Source organism: Streptomyces sp. 8K308 (genome assembly GCF_004348315.1).
Taxonomy (GTDB): domain Bacteria; phylum Actinomycetota; class Actinomycetes; order Streptomycetales; family Streptomycetaceae; genus Streptomyces.
This window is the reverse complement of sequence record NZ_SMKC01000007.1, coordinates 1-20,445: the sequence shown is the minus strand read 5'-3', so window position 1 is coordinate 20,445 and position 20,445 is coordinate 1. Positions and strand designations below refer to the sequence as shown.

21 protein-coding genes and 1 pseudogene are annotated in these 20,445 nt (G+C 69.4%); 16 read left to right on the top strand and 6 right to left on the bottom strand.

All coding sequences use genetic code 11. The annotated features are described in order from the left end of the window. Positions 1–156: 156 nt before the first annotated feature. The 5 genes from E1265_RS02385 (at position 157) to E1265_RS02365 (ending at position 7,882) form a co-directional block, all read left to right on the top strand. The gene (locus E1265_RS02385) at positions 157–1,065 is read left to right on the top strand and encodes a lysozyme (RefSeq protein ID WP_132928516.1); all 909 of its coding nucleotides are present in this window, start codon (positions 157–159) and stop codon (positions 1,063–1,065) included. A 128-nt stretch (positions 1,066–1,193) separates the two neighbouring features. Beyond that, positions 1,194–1,859: a peptidoglycan recognition family protein gene (locus tag E1265_RS02380; protein WP_132928551.1), complete on the top strand. Its 666-nt coding sequence runs from the start codon at positions 1,194–1,196 to the stop codon at positions 1,857–1,859. 205 nt (positions 1,860–2,064) lie between these two features. Continuing rightward, positions 2,065–2,682, top strand: a complete 618-nt coding sequence (locus E1265_RS02375; RefSeq protein ID WP_132928515.1) for a hypothetical protein — start codon at positions 2,065–2,067, stop codon at positions 2,680–2,682. Between the two features lie 113 nt (positions 2,683–2,795). Then, positions 2,796–7,358 (top strand): DUF6531 domain-containing protein, encoded by a 4,563-nt coding sequence (locus tag E1265_RS02370; protein WP_132928514.1) that lies wholly within the window; start codon positions 2,796–2,798, stop codon positions 7,356–7,358. After that, positions 7,355–7,882: a hypothetical protein gene (locus tag E1265_RS02365; RefSeq protein ID WP_132928513.1), complete on the top strand. Its 528-nt coding sequence runs from the start codon at positions 7,355–7,357 to the stop codon at positions 7,880–7,882. The genes E1265_RS02370 and E1265_RS02365 overlap by 4 nt, the downstream gene beginning before the upstream one ends. Before the next feature lie 270 nt (positions 7,883–8,152). On the opposite strand, the pseudogene E1265_RS02360 reads toward E1265_RS02365, so the two are convergent. Next, positions 8,153–8,565: pseudogene (locus E1265_RS02360) on the bottom strand (DUF6079 family protein); the annotation flags it as partial. A gap of 493 nt (positions 8,566–9,058) precedes the next feature. On the opposite strand from E1265_RS02360, the gene E1265_RS02355 reads away from it, so the two are divergent. The 5 genes from E1265_RS02355 to E1265_RS02335 all read left to right on the top strand — a co-directional run bounded on the left by E1265_RS02355 (position 9,059) and on the right by E1265_RS02335 (position 13,023). Continuing rightward, a complete protein-coding gene (locus E1265_RS02355) occupies positions 9,059–9,556 on the top strand; it encodes a hypothetical protein (RefSeq protein WP_132928512.1) in 498 nt (165 codons plus the stop codon). Between the two features lie 85 nt (positions 9,557–9,641). After that, positions 9,642–9,929 (top strand): type VII secretion target, encoded by a 288-nt coding sequence (locus tag E1265_RS02350; RefSeq protein WP_165953621.1) that lies wholly within the window; start codon positions 9,642–9,644, stop codon positions 9,927–9,929. Positions 9,930–9,932: 3 nt separating this feature from the next. Further along, a complete protein-coding gene (locus E1265_RS02345) occupies positions 9,933–11,378 on the top strand; it encodes a hypothetical protein (protein WP_132928510.1) in 1,446 nt (481 codons plus the stop codon). Continuing rightward, positions 11,375–12,040, top strand: coding sequence for a hypothetical protein (locus tag E1265_RS02340; RefSeq protein ID WP_132928509.1), 666 nt, complete (start codon positions 11,375–11,377; stop codon positions 12,038–12,040). Before E1265_RS02345 ends, E1265_RS02340 begins: the two co-directional genes overlap by 4 nt. Then, complete coding sequence (locus E1265_RS02335) at positions 12,037–13,023, top strand: hypothetical protein (protein ID WP_132928508.1); 987 nt, start codon at positions 12,037–12,039, stop codon at positions 13,021–13,023. The genes E1265_RS02340 and E1265_RS02335 overlap by 4 nt, the downstream gene beginning before the upstream one ends. A 96-nt stretch (positions 13,024–13,119) precedes the next feature. On the opposite strand, the gene E1265_RS02330 is transcribed toward E1265_RS02335, so the two are convergent. From E1265_RS02330 to E1265_RS02315, 4 genes are all read right to left on the bottom strand, one after another. Then, complete coding sequence (locus tag E1265_RS02330) at positions 13,120–13,776, bottom strand: hypothetical protein (protein WP_243740478.1); 657 nt, start codon at positions 13,774–13,776, stop codon at positions 13,120–13,122. Beyond that, positions 13,766–14,986 carry an AAA family ATPase gene (locus E1265_RS02325; protein WP_132928507.1) on the bottom strand — a complete coding sequence of 407 codons (1,221 nt, stop codon included), beginning with the start codon at positions 14,984–14,986 and terminating at the stop codon, positions 13,766–13,768. Before E1265_RS02325 ends, E1265_RS02330 begins: the two co-directional genes overlap by 11 nt. 77 nt (positions 14,987–15,063) lie before the next feature. After that, complete coding sequence (locus tag E1265_RS02320) at positions 15,064–15,306, bottom strand: hypothetical protein (RefSeq protein ID WP_243740477.1); 243 nt, start codon at positions 15,304–15,306, stop codon at positions 15,064–15,066. Further along, positions 15,303–15,575 carry a hypothetical protein gene (locus E1265_RS02315; protein ID WP_132928506.1) on the bottom strand — a complete coding sequence of 91 codons (273 nt, stop codon included), beginning with the start codon at positions 15,573–15,575 and terminating at the stop codon, positions 15,303–15,305. Before E1265_RS02315 ends, E1265_RS02320 begins: the two co-directional genes overlap by 4 nt. 180 nt (positions 15,576–15,755) lie before the next feature. Here E1265_RS02315 and E1265_RS02310 point away from each other — a divergent pair, with 180 nt between their 5' ends. After that, positions 15,756–16,598 carry a helix-turn-helix transcriptional regulator gene (locus E1265_RS02310; protein ID WP_132928505.1) on the top strand — a complete coding sequence of 281 codons (843 nt, stop codon included), beginning with the start codon at positions 15,756–15,758 and terminating at the stop codon, positions 16,596–16,598. Beyond that, complete coding sequence (locus tag E1265_RS02305) at positions 16,580–16,789, top strand: DUF397 domain-containing protein (protein WP_132928504.1); 210 nt, start codon at positions 16,580–16,582, stop codon at positions 16,787–16,789. Before E1265_RS02310 ends, E1265_RS02305 begins: the two co-directional genes overlap by 19 nt. Positions 16,790–16,923: 134 nt before the next feature. Here the strand turns inward: E1265_RS02305 and E1265_RS02300 are convergent, their stop codons facing one another. Next, positions 16,924–17,943, bottom strand: a complete 1,020-nt coding sequence (locus E1265_RS02300; protein ID WP_132928503.1) for a hypothetical protein — start codon at positions 17,941–17,943, stop codon at positions 16,924–16,926. A gap of 751 nt (positions 17,944–18,694) precedes the next feature. On the opposite strand from E1265_RS02300, the gene E1265_RS02295 reads away from it, so the two are divergent. The 4 genes from E1265_RS02295 to E1265_RS02280 form a co-directional block, all read left to right on the top strand. Next, positions 18,695–19,024 (top strand): hypothetical protein, encoded by a 330-nt coding sequence (locus E1265_RS02295; RefSeq protein WP_132928502.1) that lies wholly within the window; start codon positions 18,695–18,697, stop codon positions 19,022–19,024. A 49-nt stretch (positions 19,025–19,073) separates the two neighbouring features. Continuing rightward, positions 19,074–19,385 carry a hypothetical protein gene (locus tag E1265_RS02290; protein WP_132928501.1) on the top strand — a complete coding sequence of 104 codons (312 nt, stop codon included), beginning with the start codon at positions 19,074–19,076 and terminating at the stop codon, positions 19,383–19,385. A 28-nt stretch (positions 19,386–19,413) separates the two neighbouring features. Further along, positions 19,414–19,809, top strand: coding sequence for a hypothetical protein (locus E1265_RS02285; protein WP_132928500.1), 396 nt, complete (start codon positions 19,414–19,416; stop codon positions 19,807–19,809). A 6-nt stretch (positions 19,810–19,815) separates the two neighbouring features. Next, positions 19,816–20,445: hypothetical protein (locus tag E1265_RS02280; RefSeq protein WP_207930922.1), on the top strand; the 630-nt coding region annotated here is incomplete at its 3' end.

The following is a 20,445-nucleotide window of genomic DNA, read 5'->3' as shown; positions in this document are numbered from 1 at the left end:
ACGCGCTCACGCCAACACAGGGAGCGCACACCCCCACGAACCCCCACACAGAATGCTCAACGGCTCCGCCAACCTGCCCCGTTCACAGGCGGATCGTTTCTCCACGCTGTGGCACATGCCCCCACACATCTCATGACGTGCCAGGAGGTAGCAGTAATGAAGTCCCGCAGTTCCCGGTCCCACAGACCCCGTCTGGGGCGGCTGACCCTCGGCGGTGTGCTCGCCGCCACCCTCGCCCTGCTGATCGCGCCGACCGGCAGCGCCGCCGCGGCCGACGACGTGGCCGGCGAGCCCACCACCCTCGAGGTCGGCGAACTCCGGCCCGGACAGGCCTTCATGGGCGCGGGTGAACTCGCGCACGAGGGCGGCGCCATCGCCGATGACTCGGAGATCATCAGCCCGCTCGCCCCCACCGACGGCGTCCAGGGCATCGACGTCTCGCGCTGGCAGGGCTCCATCAACTGGACCTCGGTGCGCAACGCCGGCATCCAGTTCGCCTGGATGAAGGCCACCGAGGGCACCACCTACCGGGACCCGAACTTCAACACCAACTACCCCAACTCCTACTACGCGGGCGTGATCCGCGGCGCCTACCACTTCGCGCTGCCGAACTCGTCAAGCGGAGCCACCCAGGCGAACTTCTTCGCCTCCAACGGCGGCGCCTGGTCCGCCGACAACCTGACCCTGCCGGGCGTCCTGGACATCGAGTCCAACCCCTACGGCTCCCAGTGCTACGGCCTGTCCACCTCCCAGATGCGGAGCTGGATCCAGGACTTCTACAACACATACAAGTCGCGCACCGGCCGCGACATCGTGATCTACACCTCTCCCAGCTGGTGGAACACCTGCACCGGCAGCTGGAGCGGCATGGCCAGCCAGAGCCCCCTGTGGGTCGCCCACTGGACCACCGCCAACAGCCCGACCCTGCCGGGCGGCTTCAGCGTCCACACCGTCTGGCAGTACACCAGCACCGGCTCGGTGAGCGGCATCTCGGGCAACGTCGACCGCAACCAGTTCAACGGCTCGCGGGACCGGCTGCTCGCCCTCGCGAACAACACCCCGTAACCCTCACCGAAGGGGGGCCGGCCACCCGCCGGCCCCCCTTCCCTTTCCACCACACCACACACGCCACACCCGCTCCTCCCCCACTCGTCCCGCCCGAAGGAGTCATCGTGTCCGGTGCCACCCACCCCATGCGGCGTCGCGTCCTCCTCGCCGGCACGGCCGGCCTCGTCGCCGGAGCGGCCACCGCCTCCATGGCCGGCACGGCCAGCGCCGCCACGCCCGCGGCCGCCGACCGCTCGGCGGCCGTGCAGCCAGACATCGACAGCTGCGCCACCTGGGGCGCCCGCCCGGCCCGCGGCACGATCAGCGTGCTGACCAACCGGCCGACCAAGATCATCGTCCACCACACGGTCAGCGACAACACGAACGACTTCTCCCGCGCCCAGGCCCACGCCCACGCCCACTGGGTCCAGGACCTCCACATGGACGACAACCGCTGGATCGACACCGGCTACCACTTCCTGGTCAGCCGCGGCGGCTGGATCACCGAGGGCCGTCACGAGAGCCTGCGGACCCTCACGGCCGGCAACGGCCTGGTACTCGGCGCCCACACGTCGGGCCAGAACTACGGCGCCATCGGCATCGCCAACGAGGGCGCCTACCACGACGGCGCCACGCCGCCCACGGCCCAGTGGGACGTCCTGGTGACGCTCTGCGCCTACGTCTGCCAGCAGTACGGCATCGCGCCGACGGAGCTCTACGGCCACATGGACTTCAACTCCACCCAGTGCCCGGGGATCTTCCACGACATGCTGCCCCGGCTGCGCGACGAGGTGGCCGACGCGCTCGGCTGACGAAGCCGAGGCCCTGCGGGCCGCTTGGCACCACGCACGCGCACGCGGGTGGGAACGGAGGCCCCCTCGACGCGGTCACCGGTTCATCAACAACACCGACGACCCGGCCGGCGTCAACGATGGGACAGTCGGGATCAGGGGCTCCATGGACACGTTCATGAACTGGATGAACAGTGGCCCTGGCCAGGCAGCGGAGAGTATGCAGGTGACTCAGCTCCACTCCCCCGTACCGGAGTCCTCACTCGCCCGCGAGATCTTCGCGCCGCTCGGCGGCATCGTCGCCCTCGGCGCCGCCGTCGGCGAAACGCGCGTGCCGGTCGGTGACTTCGCCACCGGCCGCCAGGCGGAGATCGGCCGGTTGCTGAACCTGATCCAGGAGGTCGGCGGCTTCGGCGACGACACGATGGGCATCGTCGACGAGCTCGGCTGGCACAAGAACCACGACGCCACCCCGTTCCTGGCGATGTGGTCGGGCTTCATCGAGCCCTACCCCTTCGACGCCGACGACGCCGCCGTCATCCGCCGCATGGTGACGATGGGCGCGGACCTTCAGACAGTCGCCTTCCTGCACGCGCTGGTAGCCGCCGCGACCACCCGGACCCACGCGGACCCCGCCCACCCCGCCGAGGCGATCGCCGAGGCGCTCCGGGTGTCCTGCGCGCTGCTCGGCGACCTCACCACCCCGGCGGCTGTGTTCCGCACCTGGCGGGTGGCCCGCCTGGCTGGCATCCTCCAGCCGGGCCCGGATGTGCCGGAGGACGCGAGGGCCCACTGGCGTGACTTCGCGCACCGACTGGAGGCGCTTCTCCTGACTGACTTGTGACAGACCTGCCATGGAAGGGCCGCGCACCACTGTTTAGCGTGGTCGATCGCAAGTTCTGATCGCCTGCGGGGGTGTTGGGGATGGGGCGGCCGTCTGACTGGTCTCCGGTCGACATGGATGCGGACCCGACGCCGGGGAATCCGGACGAGGTCCGCACGCTGGCGGACGACCTGGGGACCTTCGCGGACGATGTCGGCGAGGCGCTCGGCCGGGTGCGTGGTATGGCCGAGGACCGGGCGGTCATGGACTGGGCGGGTCTGTCGGCGGAGGCGTTCCGGTCGGAGTTCGACGGCGTCCCCGGCAATCTGGAGAAGCTCCAGACGTCGTATGACATGGCGGCGCGGGCGTTGCAGTCGTACTGGCCGCAGTTGGAGACGGCGCAGGGCATGGCGGACCGGGCGTTGGATCGGGCGATCGCCGCGCAGGCCGATCTCTCCTCAGCCCAGGCCGCGCTCACCGACGCGCAGGACTGGGTCTCGCGGGCCGGCGAAGAAGCCGACCGTCTGGAGCGGGAGGGTGTCGAGCCGCCGTCGGAGGCGGAGGTGCGGGCGGCGACCCGGGACGCGAGCGCCGCCAACGAGGCGGCCTCCTCGGCCCAGTCCCGGGTCGACGCGGCCGAGGAGGCGTTGTCGGCCGCGCGTCAATTGGCTCTGGCCGCGAGGGAGATGCGGGAGGAGGCGGCCCGGGTCTGTGCGGACGGGATCGACGCCGCGTCCGATGCCGGTATTCAGAACCGGCGGTGGTGGGAGGACGCGATCCACTGGGTGTCGGAGAACTGGGACACCATCGTGGAGATCTGCAAGGTGGTCGTCGCGGTGCTGGGCATCGTGGTGTTGATCATCGGTGGTCCGTTGGCCTGGGTGGTGCTGGCGGCGGCGTTGGTGGTGTTGGCCGACACGCTGTACGACTATGCCAACGGCCGCGCTTCGCTGTGGGACGTGGCCTTCGCCGCGTTGGACTGCATCCCGGGGATGAAGGGGCTGACGACGCTCGGCGGTCTGGCCGGGGGAGTGGCGGTCCTGGCGCGTGGCGGCCTGCGGGGGATGGCTGCCGGGCTCCGTGGCCTGGCGACCCGGGGCCGGACGATGATCGCCGACGGCATGCAGTCGGCCTACGCCCGCGCCCGCAACATGATTCCGAGTGGTGGGACCGACCCGGTGGACCTGGCCACCGGTCACATGTTCCTGCCCCAGATCGACGTCACGCTGCCCGGGAGGCTGCCGTTCGCGTTCACCCGCCGGGTCCAGTCCGGCTACTTCGCCGGCCGCTGGTTCGGCCCGTCCTGGTCCTCCACGATCGACCAGCGCCTCGAAGTCGACGAGGACGGCGTGGTGTTCCTCGCCGAGGACGGCATGATCCTCGCCTACCCCCACCCCAAGACCCCGGGCGCGGCCGTCCTGCCCGAGACCGGCCCCCGCTGGCCCCTCACCCAGCAGCCCGACGACGACGGCGGGTACACGCTCACCAACCCCATCACCGGCCACACCCGGCACTTCCGCCGCCCCGACGAGGACGGCGACTGCCGCCTCCTGGGGATATCCGACCGCCACGGCAACCGCGTCGACATCGACTACGACCCCCAGGGCGCGCCCACCGCGATCCGGCACTCCGGCGGATACCACCTCACCCTCACCACCGAAGCCGGCCGCGTCACCACCCTCGCGCTGGAGAACGCCGCCGACGACGGCTCGGCGGTGGTCGTCAAACGGTTCGGCTACACCGACGGCAACCTGACCGAGGACATCAACTCCTCGGGCCTGCCCCTGCGCTTCACCTACGACGAGCGGCTGCGGGTGACGTCCTGGACCGACCGGAACGACCGCAGCTACGCCTACAGCTACGACGACCGCGACCGCTGCGTCGCGGAGGGCGGCGAGGCCGGCCACGTCACCGTCTCCCTCGCCTACGACGGCACCCACCCCGACTGGCCGGACGCCCGCGTCACCACCCTGACCACCGCCCAGGGCGCCACCAGCCGCTACGTCATCGACGCCCGCCACGACGTCATCGCCGAGATCGACCCCCTAGGCAACACCACCCGCACCGAGTACGACGCCGATCACCACGTGGTCGCCGAGACCGATCCCCTGGGCCACACGACCCGCTTCGCCACCGGCCCCTCGGGCCTGCCCGCCGGCATCACGTACGCGGACGGCACGGAGACCCGCTTCGACTACGACGACATGGGGCGCCTGTCCGCCGTCACGCTCCCCGACGGATCCACCACCCGGCGCGCGTACGACGAGCGCGGGAACTGCGTGGCCGTCACGGAGCCGACCGGCGCCACCACGTCGTACGCGTACGACGGTGCGGGGCGGCTCACGGAGGTGACCGACGCCCTCGGGGGCCGGCGCGAGGTGCGGTGCGACGCCGCTGGTCTGCCCGTGACGGCGACCGATCCGCTGGGCGCGGTCAGCGCGTGGGAACACGACGCCTTCGGCCGCATCGTCGCCTTCACCGACCCCCAGGGACACACGACCCGCCTCACCTGGACGACCGAAGGCCAACTGCTGCGCCGAGTCACGGCGGACGGCGCCGTGGAGAGCTGGACCTACGACGGCGAGGGCAACTGCACGAGCCACACGACGCCGACCGGCAGCGTGTCCCGGTTCGAGTACACCCACTTCGACCTGCCGGCCGCCCGCATCGGGCCGGACGGCGCGCGCTACGAGTTCGAGCACGACGCCAGCCTGCGCCTCACCCGGGTCACCAACCCTCAGGGGCTGACCTGGACCTACGCCTACGACGCGGCGGGCCGACTGGTCGCGGAGACCGACTTCGACGACCGGCGCGTCGGCTACGAGCACGACGCCGCCGGCCGTCTGACCGCCCGCACCAACGCCCTCGGCCGTACCGTCCGCTTCGCCTACGACGCCATGGGGCGCATGACGCGCAAGGACAGCGCCGGCCACGTCACCACGTTCGGATACGACGCCAACGGCCGCCTCACCGAGGCGAAGGCTCCGGGCAGCACGCTCTCCCTGCGGCGGGACGCCAACGGGCTCCTGCTGAGCGAGACCGTCAACGGTCGGACGCTCCACTACACCCACGACGAGCTGGGCCGTCCCGTGCGCCGCGTCACCCCCGGCGGCGTCACCACGGAGTGGGCCTACGACGCGGCCGGCAACCGCACCCGGATGGACACGGCGGGACGCACCGTCCACTTCGCCCACGACTGGTCGGGGCGGGAGGTCGCGCGTCGCTTCGGCGCGGGCGTCACGCTCACCCAGGACCTGGACGAACTCGGCCGTCTCACGGCTCAGTCGGTGACCGCCGGCGACGGTCGCCGGGTGCAGCACCGGTCCTACGAGTACGCCACGGACGGCAGCCTCGTCGGCATCGACGATCAGCGCGCCGGCAGCCGTCGCTACGTGCTTGACCAGGCGAACCGCGTCACGGCCGTGGACGGCCGCAACTGGACCGAGCGCTACGCCTACGACGCGGCCGGAAACCAGACCGACGCCTCCTGGCCGGCCGGTCACCCGGGCCACGCGGAGGCGACCGGCACCCGCGACTACACGGGCACGCGCGTCACCCGAGCGGGCAACACCCGATACGAACACGACCAGTTGGGCCGGATCACCACCCGCCGCCAGGCCAGGCCCTCCCACAAGCCCGCGGCCTGGCACTACACCTGGGACGACGAGGACCGGCTGACCGCGGTGGTCACCCCGGACGGCAGCCACTGGCGCTACCTCTACGACCCCCTGGGCCGCCGCACCACCAAGCAGCGGCTGGCCCCCGACGGCCACACCGTCGTCGAGCGCGTCGACTTCACCTGGGACGGCACCGCACTCTGCGAACAGACAGCGTGGACCCCGTCCCACCCGCACGCCGTGACGCTGACCTGGGAGCACGACGGGATCCGCCCCATCGCCCAAACGGAACGCGTCATCGCTCCCGACGCGCCGCAGGACGAGGTCGACTCACGCTTCTTCGCCATCGTCACCGACCTCGTCGGAACGCCGACCGAACTGGTGGACGAGTCCGGGGGTATCGCCTGGCGGACCCGCACCACCCTGTGGGGGCGGGTGACCTGGAACGCGGACGCCGTCGCCTACACCCCGCTGCGCTTCCCCGGCCAGTACTTCGACCCCGAAACCGGCCTGCACTACAACTACTTCCGCCACTACGACCCCGAGACCGCCCGCTACCTCTCCCCGGACCCGCTCGGCCTCGCCCCCGCTCCCAACCCCGCCACCTACGTCCACAACCCGCACACCGGCATGGACCCACTCGGCCTCTCGCCGTACTACAGCGAGATCGGCCCCAACGGGCAGCGGGGCGCGGCCTACGCGGAGGTGACGCCGCAGGTGCTGCGCGACGCGGCCGCCGGCCTCATCGGATCCGCCGCGGGGCGCGGTCGCCGCTTCGCACCGCCGGGCTTCGGCGGCGACGCGGCCGGCCACAGCCGCGGCCACCTGATCGGCCGACAGTTCGGCGGCGACGGCCGGGACATGCGCAACCTGGTCACCCAGGGGCAGGCGCAGAACAACGGGCGCATCTCGGACGTGGAGGACATGATCGCCGCCCACGTGGAGAACACCGGCAACACGGTCATCCTCAGTGTGACCCCGGAGTACGCGAGCGCCACCGCGGACATCCCGAGTCATGTCCTCATCGAGGCCGTCGACGACTTCGGCTGGTCGTTCCGCGAGAGAATCCCCAACATATGAGCAACGACCTGCGCGAACTCACCGCGCTCTGCCCGCCACCGGCCGCCCCTGTCCGCCCCCGGCGGGCGGGGGCGGCGGTGGAGCGGACCGTCCCGGACAGCCACCGGGCCCTCGTCGACGCCTACGGCGTCGGGTGCTTCGACGAGTTCCTGTGGATCTACGGCGTCGGTGCCGAGAACCCGCACCTCGATATCGCCGCCGCCACCGAGGTTACGCGGACCATCCTGCGCGGGAAGCCGATCCCCCGGATCCGGGCGGCGCTCGCCGCGCACGGTCTCGACACCGACGACCTCGTCCAGTGGGGCGGCACGGACAACGGCGACGTGCTCCTCTGGGTCCCGGTCGGCGCCCCCGACGCCTGGCCGACCCTGATCGTCGAGGCCGGCCAGCTGGACTTCGCCCTGGTGGCGGAGAGCTCGACCAGGGTCATCCTGGGCCTGCTGACGGGGTCGTTGCGCGTCCGCTGCTTCCCCGAGGACTTCCCGAGCGAGCGACCGGAGTTCGCGATCAATCCCTACGCCTGAACCGCCGACGGCGGGGGGCCCGCGCGCGGCGGCGGCCCAGCCGCTCGCCGGCAGCTGGCACTCCAGTCAGGGGAAGAACCGCAGGCCCGTGCTGAGCAGCAAGCGCTCCCCGATGCCGTGGGCCCGGGCGATCGACTCGATCCACGCGTCGAGCAACTCGTCGCTCGCGGACTCCTCCAGGGTCGCCAGGGGCACGGAGTCGGTTCGGACGAACTCCACGATTCGCTCGGCGATCCCCCCGGGACGTCCGCGACCTGCCGGTAGCCCGCGGGCCTTGGCTCCGAGCATGTGGCAGGGCACCAGCAGGAACTTCTTCCCGTCCGTGCCGAGCCACTCGTGCTTCGTCAGCACCGGGTCCAGGTCTGCCCGAGCCCGGGCGGCCGGGCTGCCGCTGAGCAGGGCGTGTAACACCGCCATGAAGTGCGACTTGCCGGAACCGAACGAACCGTGCAGTACGCCGCCTTGGACGTGTGCCCGTCGACGGCGGCCTTGATGAGGCCCAGCGCCTGGTCGAAGTTCTCCAGCAGCCGCTCTGGGACCACGTAGTCCCGCAACGCGTGCTTCGCCCCGGCCGGGGTCGTCGCCTCGGAGAGTCGGAGCACGAAGTCGGAGGTGGATATCGACTCCTTGATGTCGATGACATCGCGGAGCAGGGGCGGCTGCGGCTGCTGGGCCAGGGCCATCGCGGGTCTCGCTCTCCTTCCGGCGCGGCGCGGCGTGCCACGCGAGGCGCGGGCCGTCACCGTCGAACGTCCGTGGGTACGTCGCCGGGCTGCCCCCGGCCACCGGGGCATTCTCCGGTATGAGAAGAATTATCGGACGGATCGTCATCATCTTGTGTTTCCGGGCCACTTGGCGCCTCGACCTGAACTCCGACTCTGTGGCGTCGAATGCCGGTCATGTGTCTCTTCCGTGAAGGCTGAGCGCCGGCTGTGTGGTCGCGCGGCTACGGTGGGTACGTTCGTGAGGCGCATCTGAGCCAGGCGACCGCTGTCGTCGCGCGGCATCCGCGGAACCGGAGGGGGTAACCGCATGCGCCAGGCACAGCAACGGACCGCGAGGGAGCCGGGGGCCAACCCCCGGTTACCGTCGCGGTATCACCTGATCACGCCGACGGACTGGTACCGGATTCCGCTGCGCTCGAACGACGACCGCGCCCGGTCCGTCCGTGCTCTGGTGGACCGCACCTATCCAAGCCGCGACGAGCACGCCGGGCGGCGGCGGGAGCTACAGGGAATGCTGTCCGCCATGGTGGACTCCGCCGCCGACCGCAACGGCATCGAGCTCTATCTGTCCACCCAGGCCGTGCTGGGCTTTCCCGTCCCGTGCAGTCTGCTGGTGACGGTGGAGCCGGAGGACCCCGGGCAGCCGGTGCGGCTGCCCGGGGACATGGTGGCGGACGGCCTCCGCGACAAGTACGGCGACGGTGCCCAGGTGACCACGCTCACCCTGCCGTCCGGACCGGCCGTGCGCTGCCGCCGCCAGGAGACGACCGAGGACACCAGGGACCTCGGTCAGCCGGCGGACCGCCCCAACACGGTCCTCGACCTCTACCTGCCGGTGCCGGACTTCGCCGCCTGGATGGTGTTGACGTTCAGTACGCCGATGCCCGAGCTCGCCGACGCCCAGGTGGAGTTGTTCGACGCGATCGCCGCCACCCTGCGGTGGTCGTAGCCCTTCGGGGCTCTTCTGGGCGGCCGTTGCTTGTCGGGTTACGCCTCGTTTGTCGTAGTGACAGCTGACGTGGAGGGGGAGAAACGTGTCGGATCTCGTCGTCTCGGTGGACGACGTCCGGGAGCTCGGCGAGCGGCTGCGCTTCGTCGCGGCCGAGTTCGAGAGTGCCGAGGACCTCGCCTCGGACTACGCCGAGCAGGTCGGCCATGACGATCTGGCCCACGAGCTGGAGCAGTTCGCGGAGAACTGGCGGATTCACCGCAGCAAGTTGATGGAGGGCCTACAGAAGCTGGCCCAGCACGCGCGGGCCGCCGCCGAGGGATACGAGGGAATCGAGACGGAGCTGGTCAACGCGCTGGACGGGGAGGGCTGACCGGTGCCCGAGCGTCCCCGTGACTGGTCTCCGCTGACCGAGGACGGCCAGGACCCGCTGCCCGGCGACTGGGAGCTGGTGCGGGAGGCCGCCGACCGGTACCGCCAGACCGCCGAGTTCATCCAACGCGCCCGCGACCTGCTGCGGGAGGTGACCGACAGCCGGGACGGCTGGCAGTCGGACGCGGGCGACGCCTTCCGGGAGACCGCCACCGAGGTGTCGGACGACGTGTTCCGCGCCCACGGTCGTTACGAGGCCGCGGCCGACGCGCTGGCCGAGTACTGGCCGCAACTGCGCGAAGTCCAGGACGAGAGCCTGGACCTGCGCCGGCAGGCCCGGCAGACGCAGGGGGAGATCGAGCGGCTGGGCCCGAGGGTGGCGGCGGCGGAGGACGAGGACTCCGACACCCACGACCAGTTCGCGTCTCTCTCCGGCGAGCTGGCCGGCGCCCAGGCGGAGTTGACCCGGCTCCGGAGCCGGATGGCCGAGCTGATCGAGGACCGCGACATCGCGGCGCAGCGCGCGGCCGACGCCATCGGGGAGTTCATCGGCGGCGACGGCCTGACCGACGGGTTCTGGGACCGCGCGGGAGCGGCCTTCTCCCAGGCCCTGAACTTCGTCGGGGAACTGGCCGGCCAGATCGCCATGGTCGCCGGTATTGCCGCGCTGCTCCTGTGCTGGGTGCCGGTCCTTGGCCAGGCCCTGGCCGCCGTCGCCACGATCGCCACCGCCGTCTCCCTCGTGGTGAACCTGCTCCAGGGCGACCTGCGGGGCATCCTGATCGACTCCATCGGCCTGCTGACCTTCGGCCTCGGCCGAGCCGCCGGCGCGGCGGCCCGCGCGGCCCGGGGGCGGGGCGTCTATGGTGCGGTTCGGAACGTGGTCCGGAGTGTCGACGAGGGCCTTCCCCAGGCCGATCGGCTGGCGGAGATTCGTCGTCTGACGGGTGGCGCTGGGCCGGGAGAGGCACTGCGGGGCTTGCGCGCGGCCCGAGATGCCGCCGAGGTGGCGGGTCGGCCGGTGACCATCCTCGGGCGCTCGATTTCCCCCGGCCCTCTGGGATGGGCCCGGCACACCTTCCAGAACCTCGGCCCGGACCTGATGGCCAGCCTGCGCGCGCCCTTCGATCCGAGTAACTGGTCGATGGCCAGGAACGTTCAGCAAGCCTTCGGGTTGACCGAGATGGGGGCTGCCACGTCTGCCGCCGCCGGCGCCGCCGGAGTGGCCGCAGGTCAGGCAGCTCTCGTGGAGCAGGGCGGCGTGCTCTCCGGCACCGGATCGACCCTGGTCACGCTGGACGACACGTGGTCGCCAGCCCTGAACGTGCCACAGGCCATCCCGTTCACCAACCTCCCTGGCCTCTCGCTGACCATGGACAGTCCCTGGCCACAGGAGGCCGCAGAAGTTGGCGAGTTCACCCATCAGGGGAGTGAGGGGGCCCCACGGTGACCAGATGGATCCGCTCGTTCGACTTCCCCGACGTCGGATGGCTACAGCTCTCCGTCAATGATCCCGATGGCGCGGAACTCGCGGCGCGGGAGATCGCTCAGCGGCCCGGCGATCGTGCACGGCAGTACGCGGAGGCTGTCTACCCGGAACTCAAGGTGATCTGGGAGAACATGCGGAAACGGGAGGCCGCCCCCGTGGTGCTCTACGTCCCGCTGGTGCCCCAGGGAGCGCCGCCCCTCGTACCGGCCAGCGCATATGTCGAGGGGGCGCTCTGCGCCCCGGCGGAGCGCACCGTGGAGGCGGTCCTCGACCAGGTGCGTCGGCCGCAGCCCTACCGGCACGGCCGGCCGGAGATCACCGTCCTGGAGCTGCCCGCCGGCCCGGCCTGCCGACTTCACGAGCTGATGCTGGAAGACAAGGGTGACGACGGCCGGCGGTTCGTGATCGAGCACGTCGACTACTTCTTCCTGCCGCCCGTGTTCCCCGAGGTCCTGTTCAAGCTCTCGGTGAACTGGGCCAGCCCGGCCGTCGGCCCAGAGATGGTCGACATAGCGGATGCCATGGCCGCCACGCTCCGGATCTCTCCAGAACAGGAGGGCGGCGGAGCCCGGGCGCAGGGGGAACAGGACCTGTTGGCTGAAGGAGCGAGGGAGCCGAGATGACCGAGTGGGTGCCTGGGTTCGACTATCCCGGCGGCGGGGAGTGGCTCTGGCTGGATGTGAACCGCACCGACCCTGCCGAGCACGTCGCACGGCAGGTGGCGGAGCGCGGCGGCCGGCGGAACAAGCGGTACGCGAAGGAGACGTACCGGCAGCTGAGCGATGACTGGGTCCAGGCTCGGGAGGCACGGATCGAGCCCGTGGTCGTGTACGTGCCGCACGTGCGGCGCAGTTCCCCACCCGCATCGCCCGCGAGTGTGCACGTCAAGCGGTACACCCCTGACTACCAGCGCACGGTTGAAGCGACCTTGGCCAGACTGCGGGAGCCCAAGAACTTTCCTGGCGTGTCCTATGCCCGGGAGAGCCTCATCACAGCAGTCGAACTGCCCGCGGGCCCGGCTTGTAGGTTGCACAAGGTGGTGATGTCCGACACGGGATTCGGCGACCAGGTGGCGATGGAGGCAGTGACTCACTACGTGATCCCCAAGGAATACGCCGAAGACATGCTCCTGCTGAGCATGGTCTGGGTTCGCGACTCCGCCCACCGGATGGTTGAGCTGGCCGACGCCGTGGCCGCGTCGCTGCGGCTCACACCACGGGGCTCCGAAGACAGCCCGAGGCCGGTGCTGGCGGCTCCCGAACCCGGCTTCGTCTTCGACGAGGTGCAGATCGGCAGAGGACTCCACCCGGTGGCACAGCACGGCTACGTCACGATCGACCAGGGCGTGCTGTCCCTGCTGGACAACGATCGGCGGCCCATCGCGAGCGCGCCCCTGCCGCAGATCACGGCCTGGCCCATCCGTGCCGCCCTGAGCACCGCGGTCGGCCTGGAGATCGACGGGACCACCTACAACGCCGCACCCGGCCGCGGCAGTTATCCGAAGGCGTTCACCCTGCCCAGCGACCTGATGAAGGGGCAGAGTGCGGCCGACCAGTTACTTGAACTGATCACCGACCACGGCGGCAACCGGCGTGGGCGTGGCTGATCCACGGGCGAGGGAAGGGGCGCTACGACGTCCTGAACGCTCGCCTCGACGGACGGGTCTTTCGGTATGCACGGCTTCGGGGCCTCCGACGGAATGTCAGCCAACCCTGAGATCATTGAGATCTGCTACGAAGTCCAGGTACGACTGGTTCGTCCCGACCGGGCTCACGAGCAGCCCGGACTGCTGGGCCGCCAACATGATGTCTGGACCCTCGCTCTCACGGTAAATGGGAGTGCCGAGTTTCTTTTTAAGTAGTTCCTTCGGCCCTTTGATGGTTCCGGTGTCCTTGCCGCGTAACTGTGCCGGGACGCTCCAGCCGGGGTGCACATGCGGAAATGCGTCAGGGAAAAGGAGCAGCCACGCCTCTGTCTCCTCAGCGGCGAGGGCGAGTGCTGTGCCGCAGGGGCTGTGTTTGGCCAGTGCGTCGGCCAGACGGCTGCGGACGGCCGAGTAGTGCGGACCCGTGGGAGCGTCCAGATCCTCATGGAGGATGATTCCCGACAGTCGGGCACGGTCACGGGCGGCCCGCGCCTTCGCCTTGTTGACGATCGTGCGTATGCGCTGACTGAGATTGCCTTCGGTAGCCGTCTTCAGCCTGACAGGATCGCTGATGCGGACGAGTTTGCTCTTGAGGCTGGGCTGTAGCTCCCGGATGAGGATTTCCAGAGCTCGGCAGTCGTTGCTGTCCTCCCCGGCGATGACGATAACAGACTTCCCCGCAGGCGCTTTCGCGACCTTGGCCTTACCGCTCAATGCCGCCCCCGAGCACGCCGGAGAACCACAGCTCACCCAGCGGCAGGTCCTCGCTCTCCTCCACGATCTCCTCGATCTGTTCCCGCGTGAGGGCGGGAATGTGGGACGCGCCCGACTCGTCACGTTCGCAGATGACCAGTTCATCAGGGCGGAGCCGATCCGCAAGAGCCGGCGAGTGGGTGGCCACCAGGAACTGGCTTCGGGCGCTGGCCTCCCGCAACCGCTCGACCAGCAGTTCCAGGGCCTGTGGATGGAGCCCGTGGTCGATCTCCTCCACGCACGTCAGCGCGGCTGGGTTCGGGTCGTAGAGCAACGCGAGCAGACCGAGCAGACGTACCGTGCCGTAGGAGGCATCCGCTAGTGGCGTGGGGCGGCGCAGCCCGCGCTCACGGAGCATGACCGTGATCTCGTCAGTAGAGCCGACGGCCATCGTGAACTCGACGTCTTCCAGTTGCGGAAGCACGGAGCGGGCGTCCGCCAGGAGGCGGCTCCATACGTCGTCGTCTTGCCTGAGCTCGAAGAGGAAGTCAGCCAGATTACGCGCGTCGGGTGCGAGAGCGTTGTTTGTAGGGAAGTAACGTGAGGGCCGCCGGGCGGCGTTGACGTCCACGTCGAAGACGCGCAGGGACGACAGGCGCCGCGCGACGCTGGTGACCTCCGCGCCCCCTTCGGTCCTTGCGAGCCGGGGCAGCGTGGAGAGGCCACTGCTCAGCTTGTTGATGCCGATGTTGCTCTGTCGCGTCTTCTTCTCACCCTGCGTGTCTGTGACCGTCGCCTGCTGACCGGAGACGGTGATCCGCCGCCCTCGCCCACGGGTGCGTTTGAACACGAACTTCTCCTGGCGGAAGACGATGTACCGGCCCTGGTGCCGGCGCTCGCCGTCGAGTGCTCGCCGTCGGATCGTGAGCTCGTAGTTGTCGGGGGCGCTGACCGTTGCGTTGGTGGTCCAGGTTGCCGTCAGTCCGATCTTCAGGGAGCTGGGAGGCTTCTCGCCCCCCCAGAAGGCAACCTCGTCGAACCCTCCACGTGACTCGAGCGCTGGCTGGAGGTCGGTGCGGATGATATCCGCGAGAAAGCGGAAGACCTCCAGGACGTTCGTCTTACCGACGCCGTTCGGGCCGACGAGCACAGTGAGGTCGCCAAGCGGAATGCTGACGTCTCGCAAACTCCGAAAGTTCTCCACGTCGAGGCGGAGCAGGCGTGCCGACATGGGCAAGAGACTACTGGGCGCCGGCGCCGGCGCCGTCGCTGGGGGTTCTTGGCGGAAACGCACCGCGTCAGCGTTACTCAACGGAGCGGCTTCCGGCTGCGGGCGTTCACCACCGCGAGGCGGGCGTGCAGCACTTCCTTCGGGCTTATCGGCCAGATGGTGTCGGGGGAGGCATCCCACTCGCGTCCGCCTCCCAGCGGTCGGAGCTGATAGCAGGGACCGACGTGTCCCATGACGACGCCGACCCGGTCGAGCGGCGTGTGGTGGACGGTCGCGCCGATGATCGGTTCCTGGGGTGGCGCGTCGCTCTGGTCGGTCACCGCTCCGTGCCCTTCGTGATCACGGCGGCGAGGGCGAGAGCGACCGGGGCGGAGCAGAAGCCGAGCTGGACGAAGGCGTAGCGGGTGGCCTTCTCGCCGGTCTCGGCGAGGGCGGTGCCGGGCCAGGCGCGACGGATGTCCATCGCCGAGAGCTGGATCCCGGCCCGGCGGAGCGCGTCCGCGAGAACGTCGCGGGCCTCGATCGCCTCCGTGACCTTGGCCGTTACGGACCGGTCTGACGTACTGTCGTGATCATCCCGTACCGTCATGATTCGCTCACTCCTTCGGGTGCACTCACGCGGTTTCCCGGCTCCGGCGGTGCGGTCCACGTACCGTGCGCGACGGAGCCATTACGAGAATGCGTCCGCGGTGGGGTGGGCACGTCGGAGGGCGGGGCTGGGCTTCCCGGGCGGACAGGACACGTTCCACACGTTCCACGCAAGGTGCTCATGCCGACGAGACGAGTGATCATGGGTCGCAGCCGAGAACCACGCGTACGCTTCGCGGGAGAGTTGCGCCGCCTGCGGGCCGAGCGCGGCGACAGTCTGCGCCGGCTCGGCGAACGGCTGGGCTGGGACTGGTCGCTGTTCGGCAAGATGGAGAAGGGCGAGACGCTGGGCGGCCCGGAGGTCGTCCAGGCGCTCGACGTGTACTACGGGACGCCGGGGCTGTTGCTGGCACTGTGGGAGTTGGCCGTCAGCGACAAGTCCCAGTTTCGTGAGCAGTACCGGCACTACATGGCGTTGGAAGAGCAGGCGACGAGCCTGTGGCACTACGCGGTGAGCCTGCTCCCCGGACTCCTCCAAACGCCGGGATACGCACGGGAGCTACTGGCCTCTGGTGGCCTCAAGGGGGAGGAACTGGATCAGCAAGTCGAGGCGCGGATGGGGCGGCGGGACCTGCTGGAAGGCGACGACGCGCCGCCGTTCAGAACCATTCTGTCCGAGACGGTGCTGCGGACACCGCTGCGGGACGCGGGGGAGTGGCGGGCGCAGCTTCAGCACCTGGTGGGGATGGGGGAGCGGGCGGATGTGGCCGTACACGTCCTTCCGTTCAAGGCGGGCCTGCACGGCTTCTCCAACGCTGACTTGATGTTCCTTCGTCTCCCAGACGGGCGTACGGTGGCCTACGTCGAGAACGGCTATCGGGGCGACATCATCGAGGAAGCCGCCTCGGTGGCACGCATGCTTCACACGTACGATTCCCCGCGCGACCTGGCGCTGTCACCGGCCGAGTCGCAGAAGTTCCTTCTGCGCATACCGGAGGAAGTACCGTGCGATCCCTCGACCTGACCGCCGTGACATGGCGCAAGAGTAGTTACAGCAATCAAGACGGCGGCCAATGCGTTGAAGTCGCCGACGGCATCCCCACCGTCGTCCCCGTGCGGGACAGCAAGGACTCACACGGCCCGGTGCTCGCGTTCGCTGCGTGCGGCTGGTCGTCGTTCGTCTCAGCTGTGAAGGGCGGCGCGCTGGGCGGTTGACGTCCATGGTTCACGGAACGGCCCGCGCGCCTGTGCGGGCCGCCGCGTCACGCCTGCCGCGGTGGCCCCGGCTGACCGAGGGGACCGGGACGGAGTCCCGGATCTGAACTCGTCAGCGGCACTCAGCGTATGTCCTACCTCGACCAGACCTGTCGCATCAGGTTCCGCCGTTCGTCCGGGGCGGAGAGGCGCTGAAAGACCCCAGGGACCTTCCGGTGTATGACGTCGATTCCGTAGCGGTGCAGTAGCTGTATGTCGCTGATCGCCGGTACGTTCGGGAACAGCCCGGTGAGCCTTCGTACTGGATGTGGGCAGTGCGGCGCATAGTCCAACAACTGCCCGAGAGCTTGACGTATGTGGTAGTGGGTGGGCTTGCTCTTGGCCTCTATCAGCTCGGCATCGACCGGATCGTCAAGGTATATGTCCGTAATCCCCGCAGGGCAGTAAAAGCGTTCTGCTTTCCGTCCCTGAGCGGAGAGATACTGCTTGAATTCGCTGACCAGCTCCGACTCGCGGCGCTCTACGATTACGAGACGGCGCGTGCGTTCGAAGGTGGCAGTATGGGTGCGTTTTTCCTCTAGTGCGGCAAGTCTGACCGCATCCCAGGCTACGACGTCTGACGGGGATGATGCCTCGATAGAACTCAATTCGGTGCCCGACGTGATCATGAACTCCTCGAGCACCGCCCGAGCCTTGTCACCCCTCACTACCATCTGGCCGGGGAAGTTATGAGCAGGCCGATAGCCGAGTGTGGCGTTCAGGCGGTCATATGGGTATTCCACGGGAGAAAGATCCAGCAGGCTGTACACGGTACGCCAGCTCGTCTCCCCGGGCTGCGGCGGCCACAGCTCGTCGGCAAAGGCGCTGTTGCGGAAGATGGCGCCGACCTCACCCACTGCCCGGACCATGTTCTGCCCAGTGAACAGAACTATGTCCCCCCTGGCCACATCAGCCATCTTCTTGTCGTGACTTTCGGTGGCGCCCCAGAAGCGGGCGCTGCCCTCTGGGTGCAGCATTGACAGCAGGTCCCGCTGGTCTGGCGTAAGCAGCGTGGCATATTGAGGCCTGGCGAACTCGATTTCGCGCTCGACCGTGTCAGCCCAATGACGCCGGCTTCCGGAACTTCCATATGACGGGGATATGAGGACGCGCACCCACACACCTTTTCAAGAGGAGATCACGACGGCCCGTATGGCAGAGGCTTCCGCTTACCGCCGAAACGATCCGCCGCGCGACGGATGGACGTATACCTGTATCAGTCCGAGCGCCGCAGTGCACCATGAGGTGAGCCGCCCACGGTACGGAGCGCGATCCAGGCCATGTCGCGGCCGATCTGGCGGCGGTGTTGGCCGACGGGGGCGAGTCGATCGTTGGCCTGGCCTTGGTCGCGACTGGCACGGGGTAGTTCGACCTGGTGGCCCGAACCCCGGGGCCGTCTGAAGGCGGGACGCCAGACCCGCGGGGGGGTATACCTCTGCCCGTGTCGACGCCCGAACGGTGAGAGCGTGGAGGAAATCCTGACGGCGTGGCTGCGCGGCGGAGTCGGCCAGCAACGGAGGGGAGTCGCAGGGCCGTTCGCGGCAGTGTGCGTGTGCAACCCACTGACAGAGGGTAGTTGAGCTTTTGCTGAGGCTTGAGCTTCCTCTGAGGTAGCCTACGAGCCGTAGGCGCTACCGTATGCGCGCAGGTGGTGTGTCACGGCCAACACATCGACCAAGCCGCCGCAGGGTGCCCGGAGTTGTGGCGTCGACGTGCGGCGTTCGGCTGTTTGCTACACAACTGATACGTGATTTTTGGTGTGCCCTTACCGCCGCTGGCGGATCATGGGCGAGGCATGCGGGGGCGTGTGCCTCACGCGTTATGGCATCGCGCTGCCCGACCAGCAGAGTGCGAGAGTGAGGAACGATGTTCGAAGAAGTCAAGCTGTCCCCTGAAGAGGTGGACCGCGTCATGGGCATCATCAACGATGCGTTCTCCGACATGGCCGAGGTGTCGGCGGGCATCGGCGGCCACGCCGCCAACTTCGGGGCCGCCTACAACGGTTCCGGCACCGCGCGCGGCATGGAGACCTACGAGGGGCTCGGCCGGGCCGGCCAGGCGCTCGCGGAGGCGCTGAACGGTCTCGCCCAGGACCTGGGCCTGACCTCGAACACCGGTCGCGAGACCGACGCGGACGCCGAGGGCGCCGTGAACCAGGTGACCGTCTACGACCCGCGGATCTCCGCGGCGATCTGACCGTCGGCCGGACCACAACCCACCAAGCAAGAGAACACAAGGAGTTGTCATGCCGAACGACGGCCTGATCCAGTTCCGCAGTGAGAACCTGGACGCGATCCAGACCCAGACCACCGGCCAGCAGGAGCGGTACATCGGGATCTGGGACAACGTCCGTGCCCAGCTGCTCGGCCTGATCGAGGCGGGCCAGGTCGACCGCCAGGTCGGCGGCGTGCTCGAGGAGCGCGACCAGATATTCCGGCGCGAGGCCACCGGGTTCGACGACAGTGTCATCGCGCAGAACACGGCCGTGCGCAACGTCCAGAACATCGGCATCGAGGGTGGCGCCGCGATGGTGCGTGCCGCCAGGGGCGGGGCCTGACGGACCCACCACGGGGAAACGGGGCATCATGACGATCATGAACATCGGCGCCCTCAACGGCGCCGAGAGAGGTGCCGCGGATCGCGACGGGCTCGCGGCGATGCGGACCAGTTTCGCGCAGATCGCCTCCGACGTCACGATGTTCGGCGACGTGCCGAACGCGGCGAAGGCGTCCGCGGCGCTCGAGACCGCGGCCCGCGCCATGCTCCGTGAGTTGGAGCGGAGCGGGCGCACCGTGGATGACATCCGCGTCAGCGCCGCCCAGGCGGCCGGCATCGGTGAGGACACCGACGAGGCGGCCGAGGTCGAGTTGGGGAAGGTCCAGCTCAAGGACGTCACCAGCTTCGACGACCGCATGGAGGAACGCCACCAGACCCGGCCACGTGAGTACCGCCGGTCCACTCTGACCATTCCGGGCAGGTGATCGCACGTGCCAGGTGCTGAGGCAGCCTTCTACAAGTCCATCAGGGACATCATGAGCGCCCGCTACTTCCACATGCAGGCGGCGGCGGGTGCGTGGATGGCTCTGGCCAGGGCGGCCGGGGCGGAGAGCGGCGCGTTGTCCGGCACCGCGAGCGAGGCCGAGGCCCAGGAGGGCGTCGGTCTGCTCGAGCTCGCGGACCGGATGACCGCCGTCAGCGGCTGGGCCGAGGGCGCGGGGGCCGTGGCCCAGCAGATCGCGGACCAGCTGTCGCGGGCCGGTGAGCGTTCGGCTCAGGCGACTGAGCGCGCCGTCGAGTTGGACGTCGAGTTCTCCGAGGTCAACGCCTGGGAGGAAGAGCGGATCAAGCAGATCGACGTCGGTATGGGCGTGATCCGCACCAACGAGGTCGCTGAGGACCGGCGGGAGGCGTTGCGGCAGCAGGCCGAAGCCGAACTGGAGGCGTTGGGCGAGGAGTTCGCCCGCGTCATCGGTGCGGAGCCGCCGGCGGCGCCCGAGGGCGGCGCGGGTGGCGACACCTTCTCGGCGGCCGCCGCGGGTGGCGCCGCAAGCGGTGGTTCGGCCGGTGGTGGTGGCGCGGTCGCCGGCGGTGGCGGTGGCGGTTACGCCGTGGCCGGC